The sequence below is a fragment of the Bacillus sp. UNC41MFS5 genome, assembly GCF_000686805.1.
The window spans coordinates 128,435-153,195 of sequence record NZ_JMLP01000016.1; the positions used below are offsets into that span (position 1 = coordinate 128,435).

The 24,761-nt window shown below is 39.1% G+C and carries 19 protein-coding genes and 1 pseudogene; 19 read left to right on the top strand and 1 reads right to left on the bottom strand.

The window, feature by feature from the left end; all coding sequences use genetic code 11:
• Positions 1 to 10 precede the first annotated feature (10 nt).
• The 17 genes and pseudogenes from BR30_RS0109460 (at position 11) to BR30_RS0109540 (ending at position 19,806) form a co-directional block, all read left to right on the top strand.
• Positions 11 to 694: an amino acid ABC transporter permease gene (locus BR30_RS0109460; RefSeq protein ID WP_026564827.1), complete on the top strand. Its 684-nt coding sequence runs from the start codon at positions 11 to 13 to the stop codon at positions 692 to 694.
• Between the two features lie 20 nt (positions 695 to 714).
• Positions 715 to 1,458: an amino acid ABC transporter ATP-binding protein gene (locus BR30_RS0109465; RefSeq protein WP_026564828.1), complete on the top strand. Its 744-nt coding sequence runs from the start codon at positions 715 to 717 to the stop codon at positions 1,456 to 1,458.
• A gap of 540 nt (positions 1,459 to 1,998) precedes the next feature.
• On the top strand, positions 1,999 to 2,928 hold the full coding sequence (gene trxB, locus BR30_RS0109470; protein ID WP_026564829.1) for a thioredoxin-disulfide reductase: 930 nt from the start codon (positions 1,999 to 2,001) through the stop codon (positions 2,926 to 2,928).
• A gap of 52 nt (positions 2,929 to 2,980) precedes the next feature.
• Positions 2,981 to 3,316, top strand: coding sequence for a thioredoxin family protein (locus tag BR30_RS0109475; RefSeq protein WP_026564830.1), 336 nt, complete (start codon positions 2,981 to 2,983; stop codon positions 3,314 to 3,316).
• 310 nt (positions 3,317 to 3,626) lie between these two features.
• Complete coding sequence (locus tag BR30_RS35760; protein ID WP_155928511.1) at positions 3,627 to 3,803, top strand: aspartyl-phosphate phosphatase Spo0E family protein; 177 nt, start codon at positions 3,627 to 3,629, stop codon at positions 3,801 to 3,803.
• A 41-nt stretch (positions 3,804 to 3,844) separates the two neighbouring features.
• Positions 3,845 to 5,143: an aminotransferase class I/II-fold pyridoxal phosphate-dependent enzyme gene (locus tag BR30_RS0109485; protein WP_026564831.1), complete on the top strand. Its 1,299-nt coding sequence runs from the start codon at positions 3,845 to 3,847 to the stop codon at positions 5,141 to 5,143.
• A gap of 150 nt (positions 5,144 to 5,293) precedes the next feature.
• Positions 5,294 to 5,881, top strand: a complete 588-nt coding sequence (locus tag BR30_RS32940) for a cysteine dioxygenase family protein (protein WP_051633533.1) — start codon at positions 5,294 to 5,296, stop codon at positions 5,879 to 5,881.
• 274 nt (positions 5,882 to 6,155) lie between these two features.
• Positions 6,156 to 6,596 (top strand): YaiI/YqxD family protein, encoded by a 441-nt coding sequence (locus BR30_RS0109495; RefSeq protein ID WP_026564832.1) that lies wholly within the window; start codon positions 6,156 to 6,158, stop codon positions 6,594 to 6,596.
• Positions 6,597 to 6,881: 285 nt separating this feature from the next.
• Positions 6,882 to 8,066, top strand: a complete 1,185-nt coding sequence (locus BR30_RS32945) for a sulfite reductase subunit alpha (protein WP_051633534.1) — start codon at positions 6,882 to 6,884, stop codon at positions 8,064 to 8,066.
• A 1,007-nt stretch (positions 8,067 to 9,073) separates the two neighbouring features.
• The gene (locus BR30_RS0109505; RefSeq protein ID WP_026564833.1) at positions 9,074 to 10,264 is read left to right on the top strand and encodes a glycine C-acetyltransferase; all 1,191 of its coding nucleotides are present in this window, start codon (positions 9,074 to 9,076) and stop codon (positions 10,262 to 10,264) included.
• A gap of 81 nt (positions 10,265 to 10,345) precedes the next feature.
• Positions 10,346 to 11,326, top strand: a complete 981-nt coding sequence (locus tag BR30_RS0109510) for an L-threonine 3-dehydrogenase (protein ID WP_026564834.1) — start codon at positions 10,346 to 10,348, stop codon at positions 11,324 to 11,326.
• A 202-nt stretch (positions 11,327 to 11,528) separates the two neighbouring features.
• Complete coding sequence (locus BR30_RS0109515; RefSeq protein WP_026564835.1) at positions 11,529 to 12,926, top strand: amino acid permease; 1,398 nt, start codon at positions 11,529 to 11,531, stop codon at positions 12,924 to 12,926.
• A gap of 113 nt (positions 12,927 to 13,039) precedes the next feature.
• Entirely contained in the window at positions 13,040 to 13,699 is a 660-nt protein-coding gene (sdaAB, locus tag BR30_RS0109520) for an L-serine ammonia-lyase, iron-sulfur-dependent subunit beta (protein WP_026564836.1), read from the top strand.
• Between the two features lie 54 nt (positions 13,700 to 13,753).
• Complete coding sequence (gene sdaAA / locus BR30_RS0109525) at positions 13,754 to 14,653, top strand: L-serine ammonia-lyase, iron-sulfur-dependent, subunit alpha (RefSeq protein ID WP_026564837.1); 900 nt, start codon at positions 13,754 to 13,756, stop codon at positions 14,651 to 14,653.
• A gap of 278 nt (positions 14,654 to 14,931) precedes the next feature.
• Positions 14,932 to 16,821, top strand: coding sequence for a GH25 family lysozyme (locus BR30_RS35165; protein WP_051633535.1), 1,890 nt, complete (start codon positions 14,932 to 14,934; stop codon positions 16,819 to 16,821).
• 390 nt (positions 16,822 to 17,211) lie between these two features.
• A pseudogene (locus BR30_RS0109535) lies at positions 17,212 to 18,866 on the top strand (lactate permease LctP family transporter).
• A complete protein-coding gene (locus BR30_RS0109540; RefSeq protein ID WP_026564839.1) occupies positions 18,859 to 19,806 on the top strand; it encodes an L-lactate dehydrogenase in 948 nt (315 codons plus the stop codon). The pseudogene BR30_RS0109535 and the gene BR30_RS0109540 overlap by 8 nt, the downstream one beginning before the upstream one ends.
• 171 nt (positions 19,807 to 19,977) lie before the next feature.
• On the opposite strand, the gene BR30_RS0109545 is transcribed toward BR30_RS0109540, so the two are convergent.
• The gene (locus BR30_RS0109545; RefSeq protein WP_026564840.1) at positions 19,978 to 20,445 is read right to left on the bottom strand and encodes a hypothetical protein; all 468 of its coding nucleotides are present in this window, start codon (positions 20,443 to 20,445) and stop codon (positions 19,978 to 19,980) included.
• A gap of 257 nt (positions 20,446 to 20,702) precedes the next feature.
• On the opposite strand from BR30_RS0109545, the gene BR30_RS0109550 reads away from it, so the two are divergent.
• Together BR30_RS0109550 and BR30_RS32955 are read left to right on the top strand one after the other, a co-directional pair.
• On the top strand, positions 20,703 to 22,778 hold the full coding sequence (locus BR30_RS0109550; protein WP_026564841.1) for a sigma-70 family RNA polymerase sigma factor: 2,076 nt from the start codon (positions 20,703 to 20,705) through the stop codon (positions 22,776 to 22,778).
• A gap of 380 nt (positions 22,779 to 23,158) precedes the next feature.
• Positions 23,159 to 24,655, top strand: a complete 1,497-nt coding sequence (locus BR30_RS32955; RefSeq protein ID WP_051633536.1) for an RNA-guided endonuclease InsQ/TnpB family protein — start codon at positions 23,159 to 23,161, stop codon at positions 24,653 to 24,655.
• Positions 24,656 to 24,761 lie beyond the last annotated feature (106 nt).

Below are 24,761 nucleotides of genomic sequence, written 5' to 3' on the forward strand. Positions count from 1 at the left end.
GAGTGTTCCAATGTTTGCTGATGAAAGAATGCTACGAATTATTGACATCATTGTAAACTCATTTTTACCGATGTTAAAAGCAGGGATCGCTTTTACCGTACCGTTGACACTTATATCTTTTTTTCTGGGACTCATTCTTGCTTTGCTTACAGCACTGGCTCGAATCTCGGGAATTCAAGCTCTCGACGCTGTTGCAAGATTTTATGTATGGGTAATTAGGGGAACACCGCTGCTTGTACAGTTGTTTATTATTTTCTATGGTCTTCCAAGTGTTGGGATTACAATTGGTCCGCTGCCATCGGCTATTATCGGTTTTACAATTAGTGTTGGCGCCTATAACTCAGAGATTATTCGCGCAGCTATACTTTCAATTCCCAAGGGTCAATGGGAGGCCGCTTACTCAATCGGGATGAGCTATCGTCAAGCATTAAAAAGGATTATTCTTCCTCAAGCAACAAGGGTGTCTGTCCCACCCATGTCAAACAGTTTTATTAGCTTGGTAAAGGATACATCATTGGCTGCTACAATAACAGTGACCGAAATGTTTAGAATCGCTCAGCAAATTACAGCAACAACCTATGAACCATTGGTACTTTATTGTCTAGCAGGATTTATTTATTTGATTTTCAGTACAGTTCTTTCTAACGCTCAAGGACGTATGGAAAAACGACTTGATCGATATGTGGCGGGCTGATTTGATAGGAGGATATTTAAGTGATTGAGATAAAGAACCTGCATAAGCAGTTTGGGCAAACAGAAGTTTTAAAGGGAATCGATTTGAAAATAGAGGAAGGCAATACGGTTTGTATTATTGGACCTTCGGGATCAGGTAAAACAACTTTGTTACGCTGTTTGAATTTACTGGAAATACCTACAAAAGGAACTATCAAGCTTGGAAAATATTCTTTGGATTTTCGGGATAAAAAACAAGTTCCAAAAGATAGGGTTATTAAGTTCCGTCAACAAACAGGTATGGTTTTCCAGGGGTATAATTTGTTCCCTCATATGACTGCACTTGAAAATGTTATGGAAGGTCTGTTCATTGTTCGTAAGCAAGACAAGGAACTTTCACGTACTAAAGCTCTTCACTTGCTAGAAAAGGTAGGATTAAAGGAACGTGCAAACCACTACCCATCTCAGCTATCCGGGGGACAACAACAACGCGTAGGAATCGCCCGAGCGATGGCAATGGAACCTGAAGTCCTACTTTTTGACGAACCTACTTCCGCGTTAGATCCTGAGTTAGTAGGAGAAGTTCTGAAGGTTATGAAAGAACTGGCTAAAGAAGGAATGACTATGGTTGTTGTAACCCATGAAATGAACTTTGCTCGTGAGGCAGCGGATAAGGTAGTATTCATCGATAATGGTGTGATTGTCGAAGAAGGAACACCGCAACAAATTTTTGAAAATACAGAGCATGAACGTACATTACAATTTTTAAATAAACTTTGTTCGTAAAACGATTTAACTATGCATAATCTGGCAAAGCAGCAATGCAAGTAATCTCCCAAACTTAGACATACGGCGTATTAAACATAGTACAGTATTCTTACGTATGATCTAACTATATTTAGAGGATGGTTAATCCCATTAGCTTTTCCCTTATTTTAACAACAAAGTTCTAAAAGTATATTGATTAATAGGGGCAGAAATCTTTGATTTACTTTCCTCGATTTAAATAATGAAAAAAGCAAACAGAAGTCGCTCTGTTTGCTTTTTTTTTACTCATTTCTTGGGATATTTAGAAATTTTCATTGCTAAACTATTCTTCCTATCTCGTATTGTATGCTATTTCAGTTAAATTAAAATTTTCGGAAAATTGTCTGAAGATGTTTTTCTTAATCTTGAAAATATTTTTCTCAATCGTGATAGGAAGTGGGACTGATTGATCTATAGAACGGTTGTAAAAATAGCGTAATTACAGAAGATAAAAAGTTGGCATAAAAATTGCAAATAAATATTAATGACTAAGAGATTAGCACAACGAGGAGGTAAGTGATGTATAAAACCGTTATTTTAGGAACTGGCCCTGCTGGGCTGACCGCAGCAATCTATCTAGCACGTGCTAACCTAAGTCCTTTAGTCATCGAAGGGCCTGAACCAGGGGGGCAATTGACATTGACAACAGATGTTGAGAATTTTCCTGGTTTTCCTGAAGGGATTATGGGACGAGAGTTGATGCAGAACATGAGAAGGCAAGCTGAGTATTTTGGAGCAAAGTTTAAAAGGGGGTGGGTTAAAAAAGTCGACTGTTCAAATAACCCTTTTACCTTAACGGTGGAAGGAATAGGGGAGCTAAAAACGCAATCATTAATCATTTCAACGGGGGCTTCTGCGAAACTTTTGGATATTCCAGGGGAAAGGGAAAATATTGGCCGTGGGGTAAGTACCTGTGCAACGTGTGATGGATTTTTCTTTAGAGGAAAGAAAATTATCGTTGTCGGTGGCGGAGATTCAGCTATGGAAGAAGCAAATTTTTTAACGAAGTTTGCTTCGGAGGTTCGTGTTGTACACCGCAGAAAGGAGCTTCGCGCTTCCCAAATTATGCAAGACCGTGCCAAAAATAATCCAAAAATTACTTGGAGTTTAAATTACATTCCTGAAGAAGTGATTGCAGGAGAACGACATGTTACTGGCTTGAAAGTAAAAAACAGTGAAACTGGAAAAAACGAAATTCTGGAATCTGATGGTATTTTCATTGCAATCGGGCATAAACCGAACACATCTTTTTTAGACAATCAAATCAAAACGGACGATATGGGATATATCATTGTGAATCCTGGTACAACAGAAACAAATATTCCTGGTGTATTTGCCTGCGGGGATGTTCAAGATCATAAATACCGCCAAGCAATTACTGCTGCAGGAAGTGGTTGTATGGCTGCTCTGGATTGCGAAAGATACCTTGATACAATTGCGTTTAAGTAGTGGAAACAATCAGTATAACATTTGAGAACAAAATATAGGGAGGATTTTAATTATGAAAGAGATCAAAACAAAACAAGAGTTTAATGAGGCGATTTTATCAACAAAACCAGTTATGGCCAAATTTTATGCGGAATATTGCCCAGACTGTCAGCATACCGATTTATTCATGCCGATTTTGGAAGAATCATATAAAGAAAAAGTAGATATGATCGCAGTAAATCGAGAACATTTTCCGGAACTATTAGAAAAGCTAGATGTGTACGGAATCCCAAGCTTTATTGCTTTTCAAGAAGGGAAGGAACTTAATCGCTTTGTTAGTAAACTCGGAAAAAGCAAGGAAGAGGTTGAACAGTTTCTCAATCAAATCTTAGAGGAAAGTAGAAAATGAGATCATTTACTAGTATTTAATTGAGAGTAGCGCCTATCCAAAAGGATATCGGCACCGCGTTATAACAAATCCAATACTGAAACTCAATTAGAGCCGCTCTACTTTGACATTTATATTTAATGAATCAGGATTATAACACTCTGTATCACCCGCATTAATCTGAAGCCAATAAATATTGAGTAGTTACTCAATATTTATTGGCAATATATTCGAAATTATCGATTTTATCGACTTGCTTTTTGTATAGGCACTATTCAGCCTTTAGGGCTAGAATCACCTCTATCCAATGTACATTAAGGAGGAATCAAAAATGGAACTTATGAAGTATGTGAAGGAATACAATTATCTAAAAGTCAAGATGGAGAAATCAGGATTCATGTATGGTCTGTGTGATACAAGAACCATTAAATATAGTCAAGATTTAGATTTATTACTTAACAAATTAATGAAAATTAGATATCCAGGATTAAAGAGAAGAACAAATTAAATGAAGCCAAACAATTGATGTATAAAAGGAAGGTGAATAAAGTGCTAAACCCATTGGCTTTAGATTTAAATCAAGTCATTAACGAACGCAATAAACCAGTATATGAGATGTTGTCATCGTTAGGAAAATCATTGTATTTTCCAAAAGGGATTGTCAGCCAGGCAGGAGAGGCAAAGGGAAAAGCAGACCGATTCAATGCAACAATCGGGATGGCTTCAGAGGGTGGACAACCAATGTATTTAGATGTCATCCACAAGAACCTCTCCTCATACGATCCGAAAGACCTGTATCCATATGCACCAACGGCAGGAAAACCAGAGTTGCGTAAGGTTTGGAGAAAGAAGCTTCTTAAAGATAATCCTTCCCTTGAAGGAAAGGAATTTGGCACTCCGATCGTGACGAACGCGCTGACCCATGGCTTGAGTATCGTATCCGACCTGTTTGTGGAAAAGGGTGATCCCATTTTACTACCAGATATGTATTGGGATAATTATCATATAACATTCAACGTCCGCCGCGGAAGCCAAACAGTGACCTATCCATTATTCACCAAAGCAAACCTATTTAATGGAAAAGGTATGCTGGAGGCCCTTTTATCCTGTAAGAATGGAAAAGTTATCCTTGTGCTTAATTTCCCGCATAATCCAACAGGCTATACTCCTTTGGAAAAAGAAGTGGAGGAAATCCTTCATGCCATCAAGCAGGCGGCGGATCTTGGGATTAACATTGTTGCTGTTATTGATGACGCTTATTTTGGATTATATTATGAAGATTCAATCAAAGAATCTATATTTGCTCGTTTAGTAGGGTTACACCCGCGTGTCCTCCCCATTAAAATTGATGGGGCAACCAAAGAAGAATATGCTTGGGGTTTTCGTGTTGGGTTTCTCACATTTGGAATCCAAGATGCTTTGGTTTTGGAAGCGCTGGAGAAAAAGACGATGGGTTCCATTCGAAGTACCATCTCATGCAGTCCCCACCTTTCCCAAACAATCATTTTGGATGCCTTGTTAAATCCCGAATTTGAAGCGCAGCGCAGGGAGAGAAATAAGGTAATGGAAGCCAGGGCGAAGCGAGTCAAAGAGATCTTAGCAGACGGGAAATATGCGGATGCATTCGAACCCTATCCATTTAACTCAGGGTATTTCGTATGTCTTCGAATCAAGCATTCCGATGCAGAAACGCTGCGGGTCCACTTGCTCAAGCAGTACGGAGTTGGGACGATCTCCCTAGCCAAGACGGATCTTCGAATCGCATTTTCCAGTGTGGAATTAACTGATCTGGACCTGCTTTTTGAACTTATCTATCGGTCATGTAAAGAATTAGAATCCATAGTGTAATAGAGACCGTTACATAGCGGAATGTTTTTCAAACCTGAGATAAAGATTTCTCATATTAAAGAATTAACAAAGGTATAGAGAGTGGTTATGGAAAAGGTTTATCCCAAATTTTTCAATAAGAAATTATCCTTCATAGGAGGACAATGTATCATGACAAATCAAACGACAGAATATACACTGATCGACTTTATTCGAGATATGACATGGGTAATAGAGAGAAATGAGAGTGATGACGTTCAGGTGGCAGAGGCAGAGCGTTTACTCGGTGAGCTGCTTCGTACCACATCCTGGCTCTCTCCCGAAAAGCGCAAGCCCAGTTCGGAAGGTTATGCCCGCCATTCCCTATACTGCGATCCGCAGGGGCGTTTTGAGATAATTGCACTTGTCTGGAAGCCGGGGCAGAAAACTTCACTCCATGATCACGATGGGACTTGGGGAGCCGAAGGGGTTGTGGCTGGACAAATCAAGGTGACGAACTATCTTCGTGTGAATGAGATTTCAGAAAGTTTAGTGAAACTCAGGCAAACTGATACATTGATTATAAATCAGCAAATGACTGGCAAACTCCTGCCCCCAGCGGATTGTCACATCCTTGAAACGGAGGGCGATCGAACGGCGATAACCATCCATGTTTATGGAAAACAACTCCGTAAGTTTCGGGTATTTCAACCTTTACAACAAGAAGGTACTTTTTCAGCCCACGATTCCTTTGTAGGGTATACCCCCGGGCCAATCTAAGTTTATAAGGTGAGGCTATCCAGCAGGGGGATTTACTTATCGAGCTAATAAAAGAAAGCAGCATAAATACGTATTAATAAATCCTATTAACTATATTAATGTTAATTAGGATTTTTCTATTTGATTAGGCATGAAGAACCTTACCATAATTTCTAAACAAACTGGGGGTCAGGCAATTTGTATAGCACCTTCCTTCTGCTTCCATGGTTTGACAAAAGTGTAATTTACCACTAGTATCACAATTAATTCGAACTTCTTTATAGGAGAGATAAAGATGAAAATTTATGTGGATGCGGATGCTTGTCCGGTAAAAGATATTATTATTGATGAAGGAAGGAATGCAGAAATTCCTGTTATCCTTGTTACGAGCTTTTCTCATTTTTCTAATGCGGAACAACCATCAGGAGTGGAAATTATTTATGTTGATTCTGGAGCGGATGCTGCCGATTATCGGATAATGAAGTTAGCCGAATCAGGCGATATTATTGTAACACAAGATTATGGACTTGCATCGCTAGGTTTACCAAAAGGCTGTATCGTCCTTCACCATAAAGGGTTTAGGTATACCAATGAAAACATTGATCAATTATTACAAACACGATACTTAAGTGCAATGGCTAGAAAAGGCGGAAAGCGGACAAAGGGACCAAAGCCGTTTACAGCAGAAGATCGGGAGCAATTTAGGAGACTTTTTAAACAAGCTATTTCTAGATAGAAATAATTAGATACATCGTTTAGGAGCGTATTTTTTCTGTAAATCAGGAATTTTTTTATATTTTTATAATCATTGCCCTTAAGTATCTATTAAAAAGTGTACATATTTATATATTTTTGCTAACTTTATTTTATAGGATTTGAAATATTTCTTTATATACAGTGCCAGCATTTTTACGTTTGGTAAATTCAATCGGAATTGGAAAGAAAATTGTGAAAAAATACACATCGAATTTTCCAAAAATAATGGTAAAATGTATATATTACTTTTGGAGGTTAAAGAACCATGCGAAATACATTGGATAACACTCAGACTGACCAAAAAGACAAACAGGTTCCAACAGCATATTCACGAACAAATCCGTTTCAAGCAAAAATTCTTAAAAACATTAATATAAATGGTGCAGGCTCTAGTAAAGAAACAAGGCATATTGAGTTATCATTAGAAGGATCAGGCCTTTCTTATGTGCCAGGCGATGCCCTTGGTATTATCCCTTCAAATGATCCTGAACTTGTGGCTTACCTTCTTGACGAAATGCACTTTGATGAAGAAGCGCTTGTAACGATCAATAAGCAAGGTGAAACACTTCCGCTGAAGGAAGCGTTAACCACCTATTTTGAAATTACCTTACTATCAAAAAAGGTTTTACAGCAGGCAGCTGCCTTTACAGAAAATGAAGAGTTACAAAAACTCCTCCAGATTGAAAATGCAGCCCAAATGAAAGAATATTGCTATGGTCGAGATTTGCTTGATATGTTACGTGAATTTGGTCCATGGAAAGCAACAGCTCAAGAATTCGTCTCTATCTTAAGAAAAATGACGCCACGCCTCTACTCGATTGCGAGCAGCATTGCAGCGAATCCAGAGGAAGTTCATTTAACCATCGGTGCTGTGCGCTACAACGCTCATGGACGCGAGCGGAAAGGGGTTTGCTCTGTATTATGTGCGGAACGTGTGAATGAAGGAGATACACTTCCCATCTTTATTCAAGCAAATAAACATTTCCATCTGCCAGAGTCAAATGATACTGATATTATTATGGTTGGCCCTGGGACAGGTATTGCACCATTCCGTTCCTTTATACAGGAACGTACAGTAAATAAAGGAACAGGCCGCTCATGGTTGTTTTTTGGAGACCAGCATGCTGCCTCTGATTTCCTTTATCAAGATGAGTTAGAACAATATCAGCAAGATGGGGTACTTTCTAAATTAGATACTGCCTTCTCCCGCGACGGAGCTCAAAAAGTCTATGTTCAGCATAAAATGCAAGAACACAGTAAAGAACTATTCGAATGGCTGCAAAAAGGTGCTTATTTCTACGTGTGTGGAGATAAGGAATACATGGCGAAAGACGTTCATGAAACACTTATTAACGTAATTGAAAAAGAAGGTTCCATGAGCCGCGATGAAGCAGAAGCGTATTTAAAAGATATGCAGAAGCAAGGGCATTATCAGCGTGATGTGTATTAAAAGGTAAGTATATATAATAAAAAAACTTCGTCCCGTGTTGGTAAAACGTTCCGTTTTGAGGTGCTTTTCTTAAAATACGTGACGAATTGACAGTCGTATTGGCATCGTTATTGGTATATAAAAAAAGAATCTCGCCATAGTAATAATTGGCGAGTTTCTTTATTAGGAATAAAAAAAATAATATTTTTGAGATAAAACTCACTCCTTTTTAAATAAGATGACTTGTCCTTAATTGAGTAACCAGAAAAAGTAAAATAAGCGGATATTTTCCGTTTAAATGAAGAATGGAGCTCGTTTCGGGGTAAATAAGGGGAGGTTTTCCGTTTATTCAAAGCAAAATCTCCCATTTTTGAACATTTCGAGTAAATAGGCGGAATCTCTCCGTCTATTTAAGCTTTTTTTTATAATAATTACCAATTAAGCGGAATTATTCCGTCTATTTATCAGCTCGGGTGCTTTACCTGATCCACCAACCGATAAGTGCGGACCCTCTAATCCTAGATGCGGGAATTAGCAGCTTTTTATCGACCAGCTTATAAAAATCGGTAAAAATTGGAACTTAAAACGGCACTGCAAAGGACAGAAGTTTTTTTTTACTATGTAAGGATTTAAGTGAACCTGGGTCTTCTAAAGGCTTTCCAATAACCAAATGCGAATTTAGGTCATTTGTCTGAATGATTAGTTTTTTGTAATAGTATTGACAGTTTTTCAACATAATTATAGAATAACACTGAAATATATGAATCTATTTTTTTAATACGCTTGAGAGAATGATCAACTAAAACAGCTTATTATCACACTTCCAATTCCATAACATCACGCGTTCAAAAGCAGTATTGAAAATTTTCGGGAGTAATTATTTATCGAGAGATAATTGCTTTTTTTTTGGTAGTTATTTGAAATCGCTTTCAGGTTGGTTGATTTTATAATAATTTTCCCGATGAAAAAACACGAGTAGATGTTATGTGAAGAACCCTGAGTGAGGTATTTTAAAAGGAGGAATTATTTTGGCGAAAAATGTTTTAAAGGACTTCTTAACACCCCAACTGAACGAGTTGAGGGATAACGGCCTTTACAATGTCATTGATACTGTAGAAGGACCCAACGGCCCTATAGTTACCATCAATGGTAAATCACTAATCAATATGTCATCCAATAACTATCTTGGCCTTGCCAATAATGAAAGAATGAAGCAAAAAGCGCATGAAGCAATCGAAAAGTATGGGTTGGGAGCAGGTGCGGTCCGCACAATCAATGGTACATTGACCATTCATAATGAATTAGAGAAAACAATTGCGAAGTTCAAACATACCGAAGCCGCAATTGCCTTCCAATCCGGTTTCAATTGTAACATGGGTGCCATTTCAGCCCTTATGACTAAGAAGGATGCCATTCTCTCGGATGAATTAAACCATGCATCGATCATTGATGGATGCAGATTATCAGGGGCGAAAATTATTCGCGTCAAACACCAGGACATGGACGATTTGCGCCGGGTTGCAAAAGAAACAATCGAAAGCGGTTTATACGAAAAAGTCATGTACATTACGGACGGAGTTTTCTCAATGGACGGTGATGTAGCGAAGCTTCCGGAAATTGTTGAAATTGCTGAAGAGTTTGGGTTAATCACCTATGTAGATGATGCTCATGGCTCAGGTGTAATGGGTAACGGTGCTGGTACAGTCAAGCATTTTGGCCTCTCAGACCGCATTGATCTGCAAATTGGGACCCTTTCAAAAGCGATTGGCGTCGTAGGCGGATATGTAGCAGGGACAGAGCAATTGATTGACTGGCTGAAAGTCCGGGCACGTCCGTTCCTGTTTTCAACCTCATTGACACCAGGGGATGCTGCCGGTTGTATTGAAGCAATCAATATCATGACTGAATCGACAGAAAAAGTTGAAAAGCTTTGGGAAAACGGAAGATATCTAAAAGAAGGCTTAAAGAAACTTGGTTTCGATATTGGCCATTCCGAAACACCAATTACTCCATGCATTATCGGAAAAGAAGATCTTACCCAATTATTTTCTCGCAGGCTGATGGAAGAAGGCGTGTATGCAAAGTCGATTACCTTCCCAACGGTTCCTAGAGGTACAGGCAGGGTTAGAAATATGCCAACTGCTGCGCATACCAAGGAAATGCTCGATGAAGTTCTGGCGGTTTATGGAAAAGTTGGCAAAGAGTTGTCTATTATCTAATCGTTTAAAATTTTATAAAATATAACAGAATACTTGTATCAGTTGAAAAATGATAGAAGAAACCTTAGGAGGTAACGTCATATGAAAAAAATTCTTATTACTGGCAGTCTAGGCCAAATCGGTTCTGAATTGACTCACCGTCTCAGGGAAGTGTACGGAACAGAAAACGTTGTTGCAACAGATATTCGCAAGATTGAAGGCAATCCAGTCATCGAAGGAGGTATATTTGAAATCCTTGATGTGATGGATCACGAAGCAATGCTAGGGCTTTGCAAAAAATATGAAGTTGACACCCTCATGCATCTTGCGGCCCTGCTGTCGGCAGTAGGAGAAACAAAACCAAAATTCGCATGGGACCTGAATATGGGCGGTCTTATGAACGCACTTGAAGTTTCCCGTGAATTAAACCTAAAACTCTTTATACCGAGCTCCATCGCTGCTTTCGGACCGGAAACACCGGCAGATATGACACCTCAGGATACGGTTCAAAGGCCTACCACTATGTACGGTGTTACCAAGGTAGCCGGAGAATTGCTCTGCGACTACTATTTCACTAAGTTCGGTGTAGACGTACGCGGAGTAAGGTTCCCTGGTCTGATTTCGTACAAGACTCTTCCTGGTGGCGGAACAACCGATTATGCAGTTGATATTTACTACGAAGCCCTTAAAAACAAGAAATATACATCTTTCATTGGCAAAGGAACCTATATGGATATGATGTATATGCCAGATGCCATCGAAGCAATCATTCAATTGATGGAGGCTGACCCTTCACGATTGAAGCACCGCAATGCATTTAACATCACTGCGATGAGCTTTGAGCCGGAACAAATTGCTGCATCCATTAGGAAATTCATTCCTGAATTTGAAATCTCATATGATGTTGATTCTGTACGACAAGGTATCGCAAACTCATGGCCAAATAGCATCGATGCCTCTGCCGCACGTGAAGAATGGGATTTCAATCCGCAATACGACCTGGATCGTATGACAAAAGATATGCTGGAAAATTTATCAGAGAAATTAGGCATTCCTTTTAGGGAACTTGCATTAGCCCTTTAATTTCTGAAAACTAGATAGAGGGAATAGAATAAACTTCCCTCTACAAAACTATTATAATCTATCCTTCGAAAAAAGACAATTGTATTTTTCGGGTGGACTACTTCCTGGGGATTATGTTATCTTAAAATAACAAAATATGAACAAAGGGTTATATGAATCTTGCTTGAATTTTGACAATAAGCAGTACAAGGGAGGAAACGAAATGGCAAACAAGGAATTGAGTAGGGGCTTAAGTTCACGTCATATTCAAATGATTGCTTTAGGCGGTACGATTGGTGTAGGTCTATTTATGGGATCTTCCAGCACAATAGGCTGGACGGGTCCATCCGTAATGCTCGCTTATGGAATTACAGGAATTTTTCTATATTTGATTATGCGCGCCATGGGCGAAATGCTCTATTTGGAACCGAGTACAGGTTCATTTGCAACATTTGGATATAAGTATATCCACCCAATAGCTGGATATATGACTGCCTGGAGCAACTGGTTTCAGTGGGTAGTTGTCGGCATGGCGGAAGTTATCGCGATCGGCACATATATGCAGTATTGGTTTCCAGATCTTCCTGCGTGGATCCCAGGACTTATCGCAATGGTTATCCTTGGGGCAGCAAACTTTATTTCTGTTAAATCATTTGGTGAATTCGAATTTTGGTTTGCATTGATTAAAGTAGTTACGATTGTATTGATGATTGTTGCAGGTTTCGGCCTGATTTTCTTCGGCCTTGGTAACGGAGGAGAAGCGACCGGCCTATCAAACCTCTGGAAAAATGGCGGCTTCTTTACTGGCGGTCTTAAAGGATTCCTCTTTGCCCTATCACTAGTTGTTGGCGCGTATCAAGGTGTTGAACTTATCGGTATTACCGCTGGTGAAGCGAAAGATCCTCAGAAAACAATAAGGAATGCGATTCAAAGTACGATTTGGCGTATCCTCGTTTTCTATATTGGTGCCATCTTTGTTATTGTCACAGTTTATCCTTGGGATCAATTGTCTTCGATTGGAAGCCCGTTCGTTGCAACTTTTGCAAAAATCGGTATTACAGCTGCAGCTGGAATCATTAACTTTGTTGTTATCACTGCTGCGATGTCTGGCTGTAACAGCGGTATCTACAGCGCAGGGCGCATGCTTTATACTCTTGGAGTCAATGGACAAGCTCCAAAAGCGTTTGCGAAGGTTTCGAGTAACGGAGTGCCTTTATTCGGTACAATTGGCGTATTGATCGGCCTTGGCGTTGGCGTTGTGTTAAGTTATATTGCACCAGAAAAACTGTTTGTGTATGTCTATGCTTCAAGTGTTCTTCCAGGGATGGTTCCTTGGTTTGTCATCTTGATCAGCCAAATCAAGTTCAGAAAGGTTCATGCTGATAAAATGGCCAGCCATCCATTCAAAATGCCTTTTGCTCCTGTCACTAACTATGTGACTATTGCCTATCTGACAGCGGTGCTTGTAGGTATGTGGTTTAACGAAGACACTCGTATTTCACTAATTGCGGGAATCGTCTTCCTGGCTATTGTGGTCATCAGCTTTTATGCTTTTGGAATCAACAAGCGTGTGCCTACAGAACTTCAAACAGAAGATCTGACTGATAAGAAAGCGATTTAAACTTTAATAGCAGAATAGGGACAGTTTTTATAACTTGTCCCTATTTTTCTTGAAGACTGGTTGCAAATGGAACATTAATGTAAACGTCATCATTATAGGAACAGGTGAAAACAATGAAATATCGATCAACATTTGAAATCATTGGTCCGATTATGATTGGACCTTCCAGTTCACATACTGCTGGTGCCGTCCGGATTGGGCGAGTTGCCAGAACCCTGTTCGAGAGCGAGCCGAAGAGGGCCGTCCTCTCGCTTTACGGCTCATTTGCAAAAACGTATAAAGGACATGGAACAGACTTAGCTCTTGTTGCAGGATTATTGGATTTTGATACGTTCGACGAGCGGATCCCCGAGGCCTTGGAAATAGCAAAACAATTGGGTATGGAGGTCATCTTTCAAGAGGAAGAAGCCATCACAGAACATCCAAACACAGTAAAGATTAATCTATTTGCGGAAGATAAGGAGATGGAGATCATTGGCATCTCCATCGGCGGAGGAGCCATCGAAATAACAGAAATCAACTCCTTCAAACTAAAACTATCAGGTGACCCAGCTATACTCGTCATTCATAATGACCGTTTTGGAGTAATCAGCTCGGTAACTAGCATTTTTTCGCAAAATAAAATAAACATCGGTCATATGGAAGTGGCTAGGAAAGATAAAGGCGACATGGCCATCATGGTCATTGAATCCGATGAAAAGATAAATAACCAGTTGGTAAGCGATTTGCAAAAGCTGGACAACGTTATAAGTGTCATCCGTATGGTCGAATAAAAGGTGTTTTCGGGCACTAAACATAAATGATTAGTAGATTCAGGGGGAAATGCTATGTTTCGTAATGTAGCTGAACTTGTTTCGCTGGCGGAACAACATCAGGTTAAAATAGCTGAAATCATGATCAGGCAGGAAGTGGAAGTTTCTGGCCTTTCCCGTGAAGAAGTGCTTGCCAAAATGGATCAGAACCTGACCGTAATGGAACGGGCGATCGAACGGGGATTAAATGGAGTAAAATCACGCACGGGACTCACAGGTGGAGATGCAGTATTGCTGCAAAACTATATTCAAAGCGGTAAATCTCTTACCGGCACATTGCTGTTAGATGCGGTGAGCAAGGCGGTTGCCACAAATGAAGTCAATGCAGCAATGGGCATCATTTGTGCCACGCCAACTGCCGGTTCGGCTGGAGTTGTCCCGGGTACATTATTTGCGGTAAAGGATAAACTTAATCCAACTAGGCAGGAAATGATTGAATTTTTATTTACGGCAGGGGCGTTTGGATTTGTCGTTGCAAACAATGCATCCATTTCAGGGGCAGCCGGCGGTTGCCAGGCAGAGGTTGGTTCGGCTTCAGGTATGGCAGCGGCCGCGATTGTTGAAATGGCTGGCGGATCGCCTAAGCAATCAGCAGAAGCGATGGCCATTACCTTAAAAAATATGCTGGGCCTTGTTTGTGACCCGGTTGCTGGCCTCGTTGAAGTGCCTTGCGTGAAACGGAATGCAATGGGTGCATCCAATGCTTTGACAGCAGCCGATATGGCCCTTGCTGGGATAACCAGCAGGATTCCATGTGACGAAGTCATTGGAGCCATGTATGCGATTGGACAATCAATGCCTTCTGCGTTAAGGGAAACAGCCGAAGGCGGATTGGCGGCTACCCCGACTGGACGGAGACTAGAAGCGGAAATCTTTGGCCAGCCGAGAGAAAAACTGATAGATTATTTAGTATAACTACTTCAAAAAGCTGCCGGATATTCCTGGCAGCTTTTTTTATACGTATCTATGAGGGGATAGGGGAAATAGAGTTATGTCCATTTTATTGTGTATAGTGTCAACAATGTTTTTGTTTGTTCCAAATGTTGGTTTGTGATGCGATTTATTACCAATTATTCTACATTTACTCATTCGCTATCCCTTATGTATGATAGAAAAATAAGCTAGTAGTTTTCCCATAAGGAAATAGATTGCTAGAATACATAATTTTATATCAGATTTAAGGGAGAGAGACTATGAAACATGCAACAAAGTGGATGCGCTCGTTTTTTTCTGTTGTTCTGCTGATAAGCGTTCTTCTAACGAGTCATTCTGCAGCTTGGGCGTCGGGAGTAATGCCGCCAGCGACAAGCGCCAATTTAAAAGGGATTGATGTATCGCATTGGCAAGGAACCATTAACTGGAACCAGGTCAAAAACTCAGGTATAGCCTTCGTCTATGCAAAGGCTTCTGAAGGTACAACATATACCGACACTATGTTTTCGACTAATGTGCAGGGAGCAAGGGCAGCAGGCCTTCCTATCGGTGCATACCACTATGCACGTCCGAGTGCGCCATATAACCCTGACGAAGCAAAAGCCGAAGCGCAGTATTTCGTCAATGTGATGAAGAATGGAGGAATGGGCGATTTTGGAGATATCATGCCTGTTCTGGATTTAGAAGAACCTGCTGCAACTGGAACGCTAACTTCCGATGAAATAGCCAGTTGGGCAAGAGTTTTTACCGATACGGTAAAGTCACTGACGAAGCGCCAGGTAATGGTCTACACAGGTGCATGGTTTGTACAGCAGTACAACGATTTTGGTGGCAAGCTTTCAGATCTTCCCGTTTGGATTGCACGCTATGGCATTACTCAACCACCAGCTGTTGGCGGGTGGACCCAATGGACGGCTTGGCAGTATAGCGACCGAGGTACAATCCCAGGAATATTGGGACCTGTAGATTTAGATTATGGTCCAACGTCAATCGATGCATTAAAGGGGAACCAGAGTTACACGGTTGTTTTTAAAGATTCCGATGGTACGGTCCTTGATACTCAGACGGTAGCGTATGGTTCATCTGCCGTTGCACCTGAAAATCCAACAAAGGATGGATATACATTCTTACAGTGGGATCAAGCAATTAACAAAATAACATCTGATATTACGGTAAAAGCCATCTACGAACCCAAAATCTATACTATTATTTTCAAAGACTATAATGGAACCATTTTAAGTAATTCAAAAGTGAAATATAATATGCCGATTACAGCACCTGCACAGCCAAGTCGGACTGGCTATACCTTTAATGGCTGGAATCAGAAGTTTACCAATGCTACTTCCGATTTAACCATTACTGCACTTTATAAGATTAACCAATATCAGGTTATCTTTAAAAACGATGATGGCAAGGTCCTAAGCACTCAAAAGGTTAATTATGGGGCAAAACCGTCGTCAGTAAAAGTTCCCGTTCGAACAGGTTATACGTTTGTCGGCTGGTTTAAAAGTTCAAAGGATACCGTTCCATACAATCTTCAAACACCGATAAAATCTGCTATTGTCCTATATGCACGCCATGCAAAAAATACGGCAGTACCGAGTTGGGTGAAAGCCACTTCAGTAGGTTACAGTAAAGTAAAGGTCACCTGGGGGGCTGTTTCTGGAGCACAAGGCTATCAAATTTTCAGGGCTACAACGAAAACAGGGACATACAGTTATCTGGCTACATCCAGTTCTTCTTATACAAACAGTGGTTTGGTAACGAACCGAGCGTATTATTACAAGGTTCGGGCTTACCGAGTGGTGAATGGTACGAAGGTTTATAGTTCATATTCGACTATTGTAAGTGGTACGCCAGTCCTTGCGGCACCGACCGGATTAAAAGCAGCCAGAGCAAGCAGAACCTCAATTAAACTGACGTGGAAAAGAGGGACAGAAGCCAGCGGATACGAAATTTGCAGGGCGACGTCCTATAAAGGCGTATATACGAAAGTAGTCACTCTAACATCGGGTTCTACTCTAAGTTTTACAAATACTAAACTATCGAAAGGCAAGCTGTATTACTTCAAAATCAGGGCATATAGAACAGTAAACGGGAAAAAAATTTATAGTGGATATTCAAATTCCGTACACCTAAAAACATATTGAATTCGTTACTAAGTTTTAGCTACCTTAATTGTGCGTTTTACCGTCACAATCGGGTAGCTTATTTTTTTAAAGAAAGGAAGAGGAGATAGACCACGTGCCTGTCAATTCCGCCATAAATTCAAATAAGGGGAGTCGAGAAGTATTTGAAGTTAAGTGACAAGTCGGAGGTGAAAATATAAAGTTCATATTTTATTCAAATATTGTGTGAAACATTTCACAAACATGATGTTATACTAACGCTGTTACCGTAACAATAATAAAAAACAATTTTAATAGAAAAAAGAAAAACTATTTTTTGATTTAATTGTGAAATATTTCACAGTATGAATCATTTTTTTTAATAATTGGTAAGAATAAAAAGGATTTATTATTAACTGGGAGTTGAACAGTATGAATGTTTGGGAGCAATTATATAATCCATTGAGTAACATTTGGTTGTCAGCTATTATAGCTGCCATTCCTATAGTATTTTTTATTGTAATGCTGACAGTTTTTAAATTAAAAGGCTATATTGCAGGACTCTACAGCATCATTGTAGCAGGAATTGTTGCAGTATTCATTTATAAAATGCCTATTATATTAGTTTTAATGTCTGCTGCATATGGAGCTTTAGCCGGTATATGGCCGGTAGCATCGATTGTGTTTGCAGCCATTTTCCTTTATAAAATAACCGTAAAAACAGGTAAATTCACAATAATAGAAAATAGTATATCTTTTATTACATCCGACCAAAGATTGCAAGTTCTTATCGTAGCCTTTTCATTCGGAGCATTTTTGGAGGGAGCTGCAGGATTTGGAGCACCTGTTGCGATAACAGCAGCCATTTTAGTAGGACTTGGATTTAGTCCTATATATGCAGCAAGTCTTTGTTTGATTGCAAACATTGCTGGTGGTGCATATGGAGCAATGGGTATTCCAGTAACTGTTCCCTCACTCCTTACAGGTTTAGATGGTCTTGTTGTTGGAAGATATACGGCATTAGTCATTCCCGTATTAAGTATTGTAGTTGCATTCTTATTAATTTTTATCATTGATGGATTGAAAGGGATTAGACAAACCTTCCCTGCAATACTAGTCAGCGGTGTATCATTTGCACTTACACAGGCATTGGTTCTAACTTTCTTAGGTGCTGAACTTGCAGATATCTTTGCTGCTATTGTGAGCTTAGTAGCACTAGCCCTATTTTTACAAGTATGGAAACCGAAAGAAATTTTCCGTGTAAATAAGGAGAAGATGGTAGATAGGCAGGTTAAGTACTCTTTTGGAATAATTGCTTTTGCCTGGATGCCATTTGTATTTTTAACCCTATGTGTTACTTTGTTTAATTTATCATTTTTCAAAAATTTATTTATACCCGGCGGCCCTTTAGAAAAGTTAGTCTTATTGCTGCCCATTCCAGGATTAAATAATACAGTCATCAAGCATGCACCAATTGTTCCACAAGATACACCATATGCTGCAGTATTTAAATTAGATTTATTTTCATCTACTACAACAGCAATTGTCATAACGATCATTGTTGCCAGCATTCTTTTTCGCTGCAGCAGCAAACTGCTGATAGATACTGCAAAAGAAACGGCAAAAGAGTTATTGTCACCAGCGTTAACGATTTGTAGTGTACTTGCTTTTGCTTACATTTGTACTTACTCTGGTATGTCATCAACACTCGGTTTAGCATTTGCTTCAACAGGTGCCGTATTTCCATTATTCTCGCCAGTACTAGGGTGGTTAGGAGTATTTTTAACAGGCAGTGTTGTAAACAGCGGTTCCTTATTTGCGCCACTTCAATCTGTCACTGCTTCACAAATTGGCATAGCACCTGAAACAATGGTTGCGGTCAATGTAATGGGGGGGACAATGGCCAAAATGATTTCACCTCAATCTATCGCTGTTGCAGCCGCAGCAGTTGGAATAGCAGGAAAAGAAAGTGAATTATTTAAAGTGACAATTAAATATAGCTTAGGTTTACTTGTTGTAATTGGAATAATCAGCTGGTTACTATTTTAAATTTTTTCATCCGAAGGGAGATTTATTATCATGAATAAAGAAAAAGTAAATCGCATTGTACTAGTTGGAACAGGTGCTGTAGGTTGCAGTTATGCGTATTCATTGATAAACCAGGGAGTTGCCGAGGAATTAGTCTTAATAGATGTAAATGAAGCAAAAGCTGAAGGAGAAGCGATGGATCTTAACCACGGAATGCCGTTTGCACCTTCACCAATAAACGTATGGAGCGGTTCTTATCAAGATTGTGGAAGTGCGGACTTAGTTGTCATCACTGCGGGATTGGCACAAAAGCCAGGTGAAACCCGATTGGAATTAGTTGAAAAAAATACGAAAATATTTAAACAAATTGTTAAAAGCATTATGGAAAGTGGATTTGATGGAATATTCTTAGTGGCAACAAACCCAGTGGACATCCTAACCTATGTAACTTGGAAAGAATCAGGACTACCAAAAGAGCGTGTCATCGGTTCTGGAACGGTATTAGACTCTGCACGTCTAAGGTTTGCACTAGGGAAGTACTTCAATGTTGATACAAGAAATGTTCATGCAGCTATTATTGGTGAACATGGAGACACTGAGCTACCTGTTTGGAGCCATGCCATGATTGGAATTGAGCATGTCGATACGGTTTTGGAAAGGAAGGGAGATTTAAAAAAAGAATGCCTAGATGACATTTTCGTTAACGTCCGTGATGCTGCTTATCAGATTATTGAGCGTAAAGGGGCAACGTATTATGGGATAGGAATGTCCCTTGTTCGGATTACGAAAGCTATCCTTAATAATGAAAGCAGCATCCTGACAGTATCTGCTTATCTAAACGGAGAATATGGACAAAATGATGTATATATCGGAGTTCCAGCAAAAATTAACCGTGCTGGTATTCAAGAAATAGTTGAAATTGAGCTAAATGATAAGGAAAAAGAACAATTTAACCATTCCGTTTCAGTATTAAAAGAAACGATGAAACCGGTAATTTAAGAATTAGTATTGGCTCCTTCAATCAATTTAATATAAGTAGAAATGATGTTAGAAATAAAACAGCAACTTCTTCAATTAGTAGAGGAAGTTGCTGTTTTTTTAATACTTTATCTACGCGCGGAATGGAATATGAAGTATGGATGGATTCCTTCACTCTCGATTTTGCGTATTTTAATATTCTCGTTTAATTACAAAAAACGAGCCCCGAATTGTTCCAGCTAGTTTAGATTTCTGCCTAGCAAACTTAAACTTCTCTTCTAACTCCTTTGGTACCTCCATCCCCTCTGAAAGCTTAAAACCAACGGCTCGCTTCGGCTTAGGGCCATCAATCGTATACAAGACGTTGACCTCAAGACCATCCTCATAAAAGACGTAAGTCCATTTGATATTTTCTACCTGAAAACGCGATGTTTCTAAAGGTTTGGCCGCAAACTCAATATCACGTTCTTCTTTCAAAATTCGGTTCACATAATCAATGGTCTCCTGGCTTTCGCTAGCTGGTACAACCGTAAATTCATGCTTGTATTTGTTCATAAAATAACGGGCCTCATTCGCGCGTAAACCAGCAAGCTCTTCTGCTACAGGTGAGGACTCTAAACCAACTGTAGACACATTTTTAAAATCAACCATATAGGACATTTCCTTCGCTCCTTTTATCACTTATCTTTAACAATTATAAACACTTCACAGAACTTAATACTCATCAATAAATCGTTTAGTAACAAGGTTATTTCGTGTATCGGTTACTTCGGACACACAAAAAATGGTACCATGTTCGCTAAGAAAAGGAAATATAGACCAATTTAAAGTTTTATCTATTATAATAAAAAAGAGATTGATAGACAATTCAAGATGTAATTACCATAAAGAGAATTGAAAAAGGGGGGAACACTTGAATGATCCCAGTAAAAATAGATCCTATCTCAATCACTACAATAGGCAAAAAAAGCGTGGAATCCATCTTCGATTGGTTGGATCAGCATAAACAGACGTTCTATATACTTGGTTGGTCCTATCTTAGTAACCAGCAGCAAATGGAAGAGCTTTTTTACCGGTCCATTTTAAAAGTTCACAAGGAATTGCCTAGATTTAAAAGTGAAACATCATTCGAAACGTGGGTTACATCCATCTTCATTCATATCTGCCGAGAGCTTTCTATTGATAGAAGTTTACAAGCTTCAGGGGAAAGTGAACCACGTCAGGATATATTTAAAGCACTTGATCAATTGAAAGAGTACGAGAAAGAAGCGATGGTCCTTACCTATGTAAAAGGACTCTCACAAGAGGAAGCGGCACATCTTCTCCAAGTTTCAGCGGAAAAGATGAAAGAGCTTTTGTTTTCCGGAATTCAGTCAATTAGAAAAGAAATGGGGTACGGATCATCCTTTAATGGCTGTAAGGAGCATCATAAGGAGTACATCGATTATTTAGAAAGAACTCTGGATCGGTCAAAAAAGATTGATTTAGAAATACATATTTATCATTGTCAAAACTGTCAGGAGGACTTGGCTTCCTTTCAGGATGTCATGTTAACCATGTTAGAGCTAACTGATGGGATTAAAGAATTGCATATACCATCCGGTTTCATGGAGAACGTCAAAGCAAGGCTGGCAGAAAAGGAAAAGCACAGACAACAGAAGAACAAGAAACGTGTAAGAATGGGCATTGTTTTGGCAAGTTTTTTCGCATTATTAATAGGGATAGAAGTTTTTACAGGGAGTTTTACCAGCCTCTACTATACATGGACAGAAAAAGATCAGGAATTGCGTCCCTTTCTGCAGCAGGACCTTGGTGAAAGGCTGAACCTAGAAGCGGAAAGCGATGGGGTGAAAATTAAGATCAGGAGTGCGATTGCTGATGATATTCAGACGCTTGTATTTTATGAAATCGAAGATACAAATGAAGAAAATCAATATATGATGAATTATGATGATGGGGTTTTTGTGGAGAATGAACTTGAAATCATGAATACTGAAGGCCATCCTAGGTACTATCCTTCTGACCTTAAATCTGATAACAATAAAAAAGAAAAGAACGTGTATCAAGGAAAGATTAGTCTGCTGCCACTCAAAACGGAAAATGGGACGATCAAACTGAAGATCACAAAGCTCCTGAAATTGATTCGTGATTCCTCTGAACGGAATGATATTAGCGGTAACGAGAACCTCGGATATGAAACAGGGGAGTGGGCCTTCGAGATCCCTGTGACAAAACAGCCTTCCGTTGAATATGCCTTGAATGAACAAACAGAAGTCGAGGGGATCCCGGTTCGATTTGATAAACTAACCATTGCTCCAACAGCGACGATTCTGCAATATGGTATTAATAATGAAAAGCCAGAGAAAATGATTGATGTTCTTAATTTTAACAATCTGAAAGTGAACAATAAAATAGTGAAAACTGATATGTATGGAAGCTCTTTTATGGATTCACAGCAAGACATGAATTGGACTACTTTTCAAACAAACTTTGACCCTCTTTTTGGAGAAAAACCAAAAGAGGTTAACGTTCAACTCGGATCTATTAATTTAACGGTTGAAGACCCAATAACCATCGAACTGGATGCTACTAAAGAATATCCTCAAACTTTTGAATACGCAGGCAGTACAATCTCTATCGACAAACTGAAAGTTGGACAGCCTTCTATTATTGTTATAAGCGATCATAAAATTGAGAATCGAGCGTATGAGGCTCTTAACTTCAATATTATGGGAGAAGATGAAAACGAGCCTGTTAATACAGAGATGAATACGGATGGAGTGCTTGTTGATAAAAACGGGATGGAATACGATACGAATAAAATCCCTGTCTCATTTGAAGAAATCGAGCAGCCTCGCTATTTCGTTACCGTTCAAAGCATGAAGTTAGAGGGTAACGGCACTGGAGAGAAAGTGATTCCTAAAAGGCTGGAGATTTTTGGTTATAGTTCAACGAAATATTTGGATGATGTTGTGAAGATCTCTTTGAAATAGACTAATTAATATAACGGGCGCTAGCTGCTAGCTATGAAGATCAGAGCTGTCATTTTGGCAGCTTTTTTTTGTTGTATTAACGGGGAAGTTTAGTTTAATGCTGAGCTCAATCAAGGTTAGAAACTTTAATTTAGTATTCAATGTGAAAAAGCTAGTGACCTAATATGAATAGCTTTTTTGTCTTATTCATATTAACCTATTTTTTCAATTAACTTATCAAAAATCAGCATAAAACCCCTAACTTCAGATATGGGGATATAAGCTGTATTTTTGTTCGTTGTTTTAAACAATACATGTAATTTTACTATACATTATCTGAAGTTCTCTGGTATAATTGGAATACGAATAGAACATTCGTTCTGTTTGTGGAGGTGAATAAAATGTATCGATCCTATAAAATACAAATTCATCTGGAACATAAATTGTTTGACTACTGTGACTCCCTCTGTTTTAAAGCGAAAAACTTGTACAATGTCACCAACTACTATATTAGACAGGTTTATACAGCTTTAAAAAAAGAAACAAGAAATGAAAATCAACTTCAAGTTTTAACAGATATTCAAGACTTTTTACCTCAAATGAATCAAATTCGTCTAAAAAGTTTTGAAAGAGCTAATTCTAAGCATAAAAAAGTCGATAATAATGATCAGGTTTTGGAGCCAAAACTGAAGCTATTTGAAATGCCTCACCCAGAGAAAGCCTTCCTTCCCTATAACTTTGTAGAAGCACTTTTTAAAGTGATGAAACAAACCGATTACATTTCTATGCCCTCTCAGTCCAATCAACAAACAATAAGAAAGGTCTATGATGATTGGAAAAGTTTCTTCGAAGCAACAAAGAAATATAAAACCAAGCCTACTAGTTTTTCAGGAAAACCAAGGATTCCAAAGTATAAGCCGAAAAATGGACGAACGACCTGCTACTTAACCAATCAAATTACCAAAATTAAAAATGGAAAGGTGCTTTCACTACCAGGTACTCCTCTTACATTAAAATTAGGAAAAATCGCACATATTGATGGTAAACTACAACAAGTGCGGATTGTCCCGTCCTATGGTCGATATGTCATTGAAGCTATTTTTAAAAGTGAACAGGAAAAGGAAATCAAACGATCAAAAGACCAATTAAATGAATGGCTATTTGAGCCGAAACGAGTAATGGGAATTGATTTAGGCGTCGATAACCTGGCAACTATCATCGATAACACGGGGCTAAAGCCTCTGCTTATCAAGGGCAAATGGTTAAAATCGATTAATCAATACTATAACAAATTAAGAGCCAAATACATGAGTATCCTTCGAAATGGAAAAGGACCAAAGGAAGGGAAGTTTAACACCACAAGATTAATTTCATTAGACCGAAAAAGGAACAATCGAGTCATTGATTTTTTACATAGGGCCAGCGCAAAAGTGGTGGAGATTGCGAAAGAAAGAACCATAGATACGATCATCATTGGAAAAAATGAGGGTTGGAAGATGGAGGTTGATATGCAAAAGACAAGTAAACAAACCTTCATACAAATCCCCTATGCCACTTTCATAGGAATGGTTCGATACAAAGCAGAACGCAATGGAATTCAAGTCATTGTCCGAGAAGAAAGTTATACGTCCAAATCTAGTTTCTTGAATCATGACCCGATTCCAACGTACGGGGAAGACCACCAAACTAATTTTAACGGGTACAGAAGCAGTCGAGCTTTTTACAAAATCAAAGGCTCTAAGATTTTGATCCATGCGGATGTGAATGGAGCTTTTAACATTGTCCGTAAGCATACGAAGGATGTTTTCGAAGGACTGGAGAGAAAACAGTTCCTTCAATCCCCACGAAAAATAATCATCATGAAAAACCCAAAAGCAAAGCTGAAGGCCTCGGCCTGATGTAGTAGCGGGACTTGTGGTAGCCCTCGTAAAGACAATGGGCTTAACAGCCTATTCTTTCGAAACCCCTAGCTTTAGCTATGGGGATACTCATAATTAATAATTC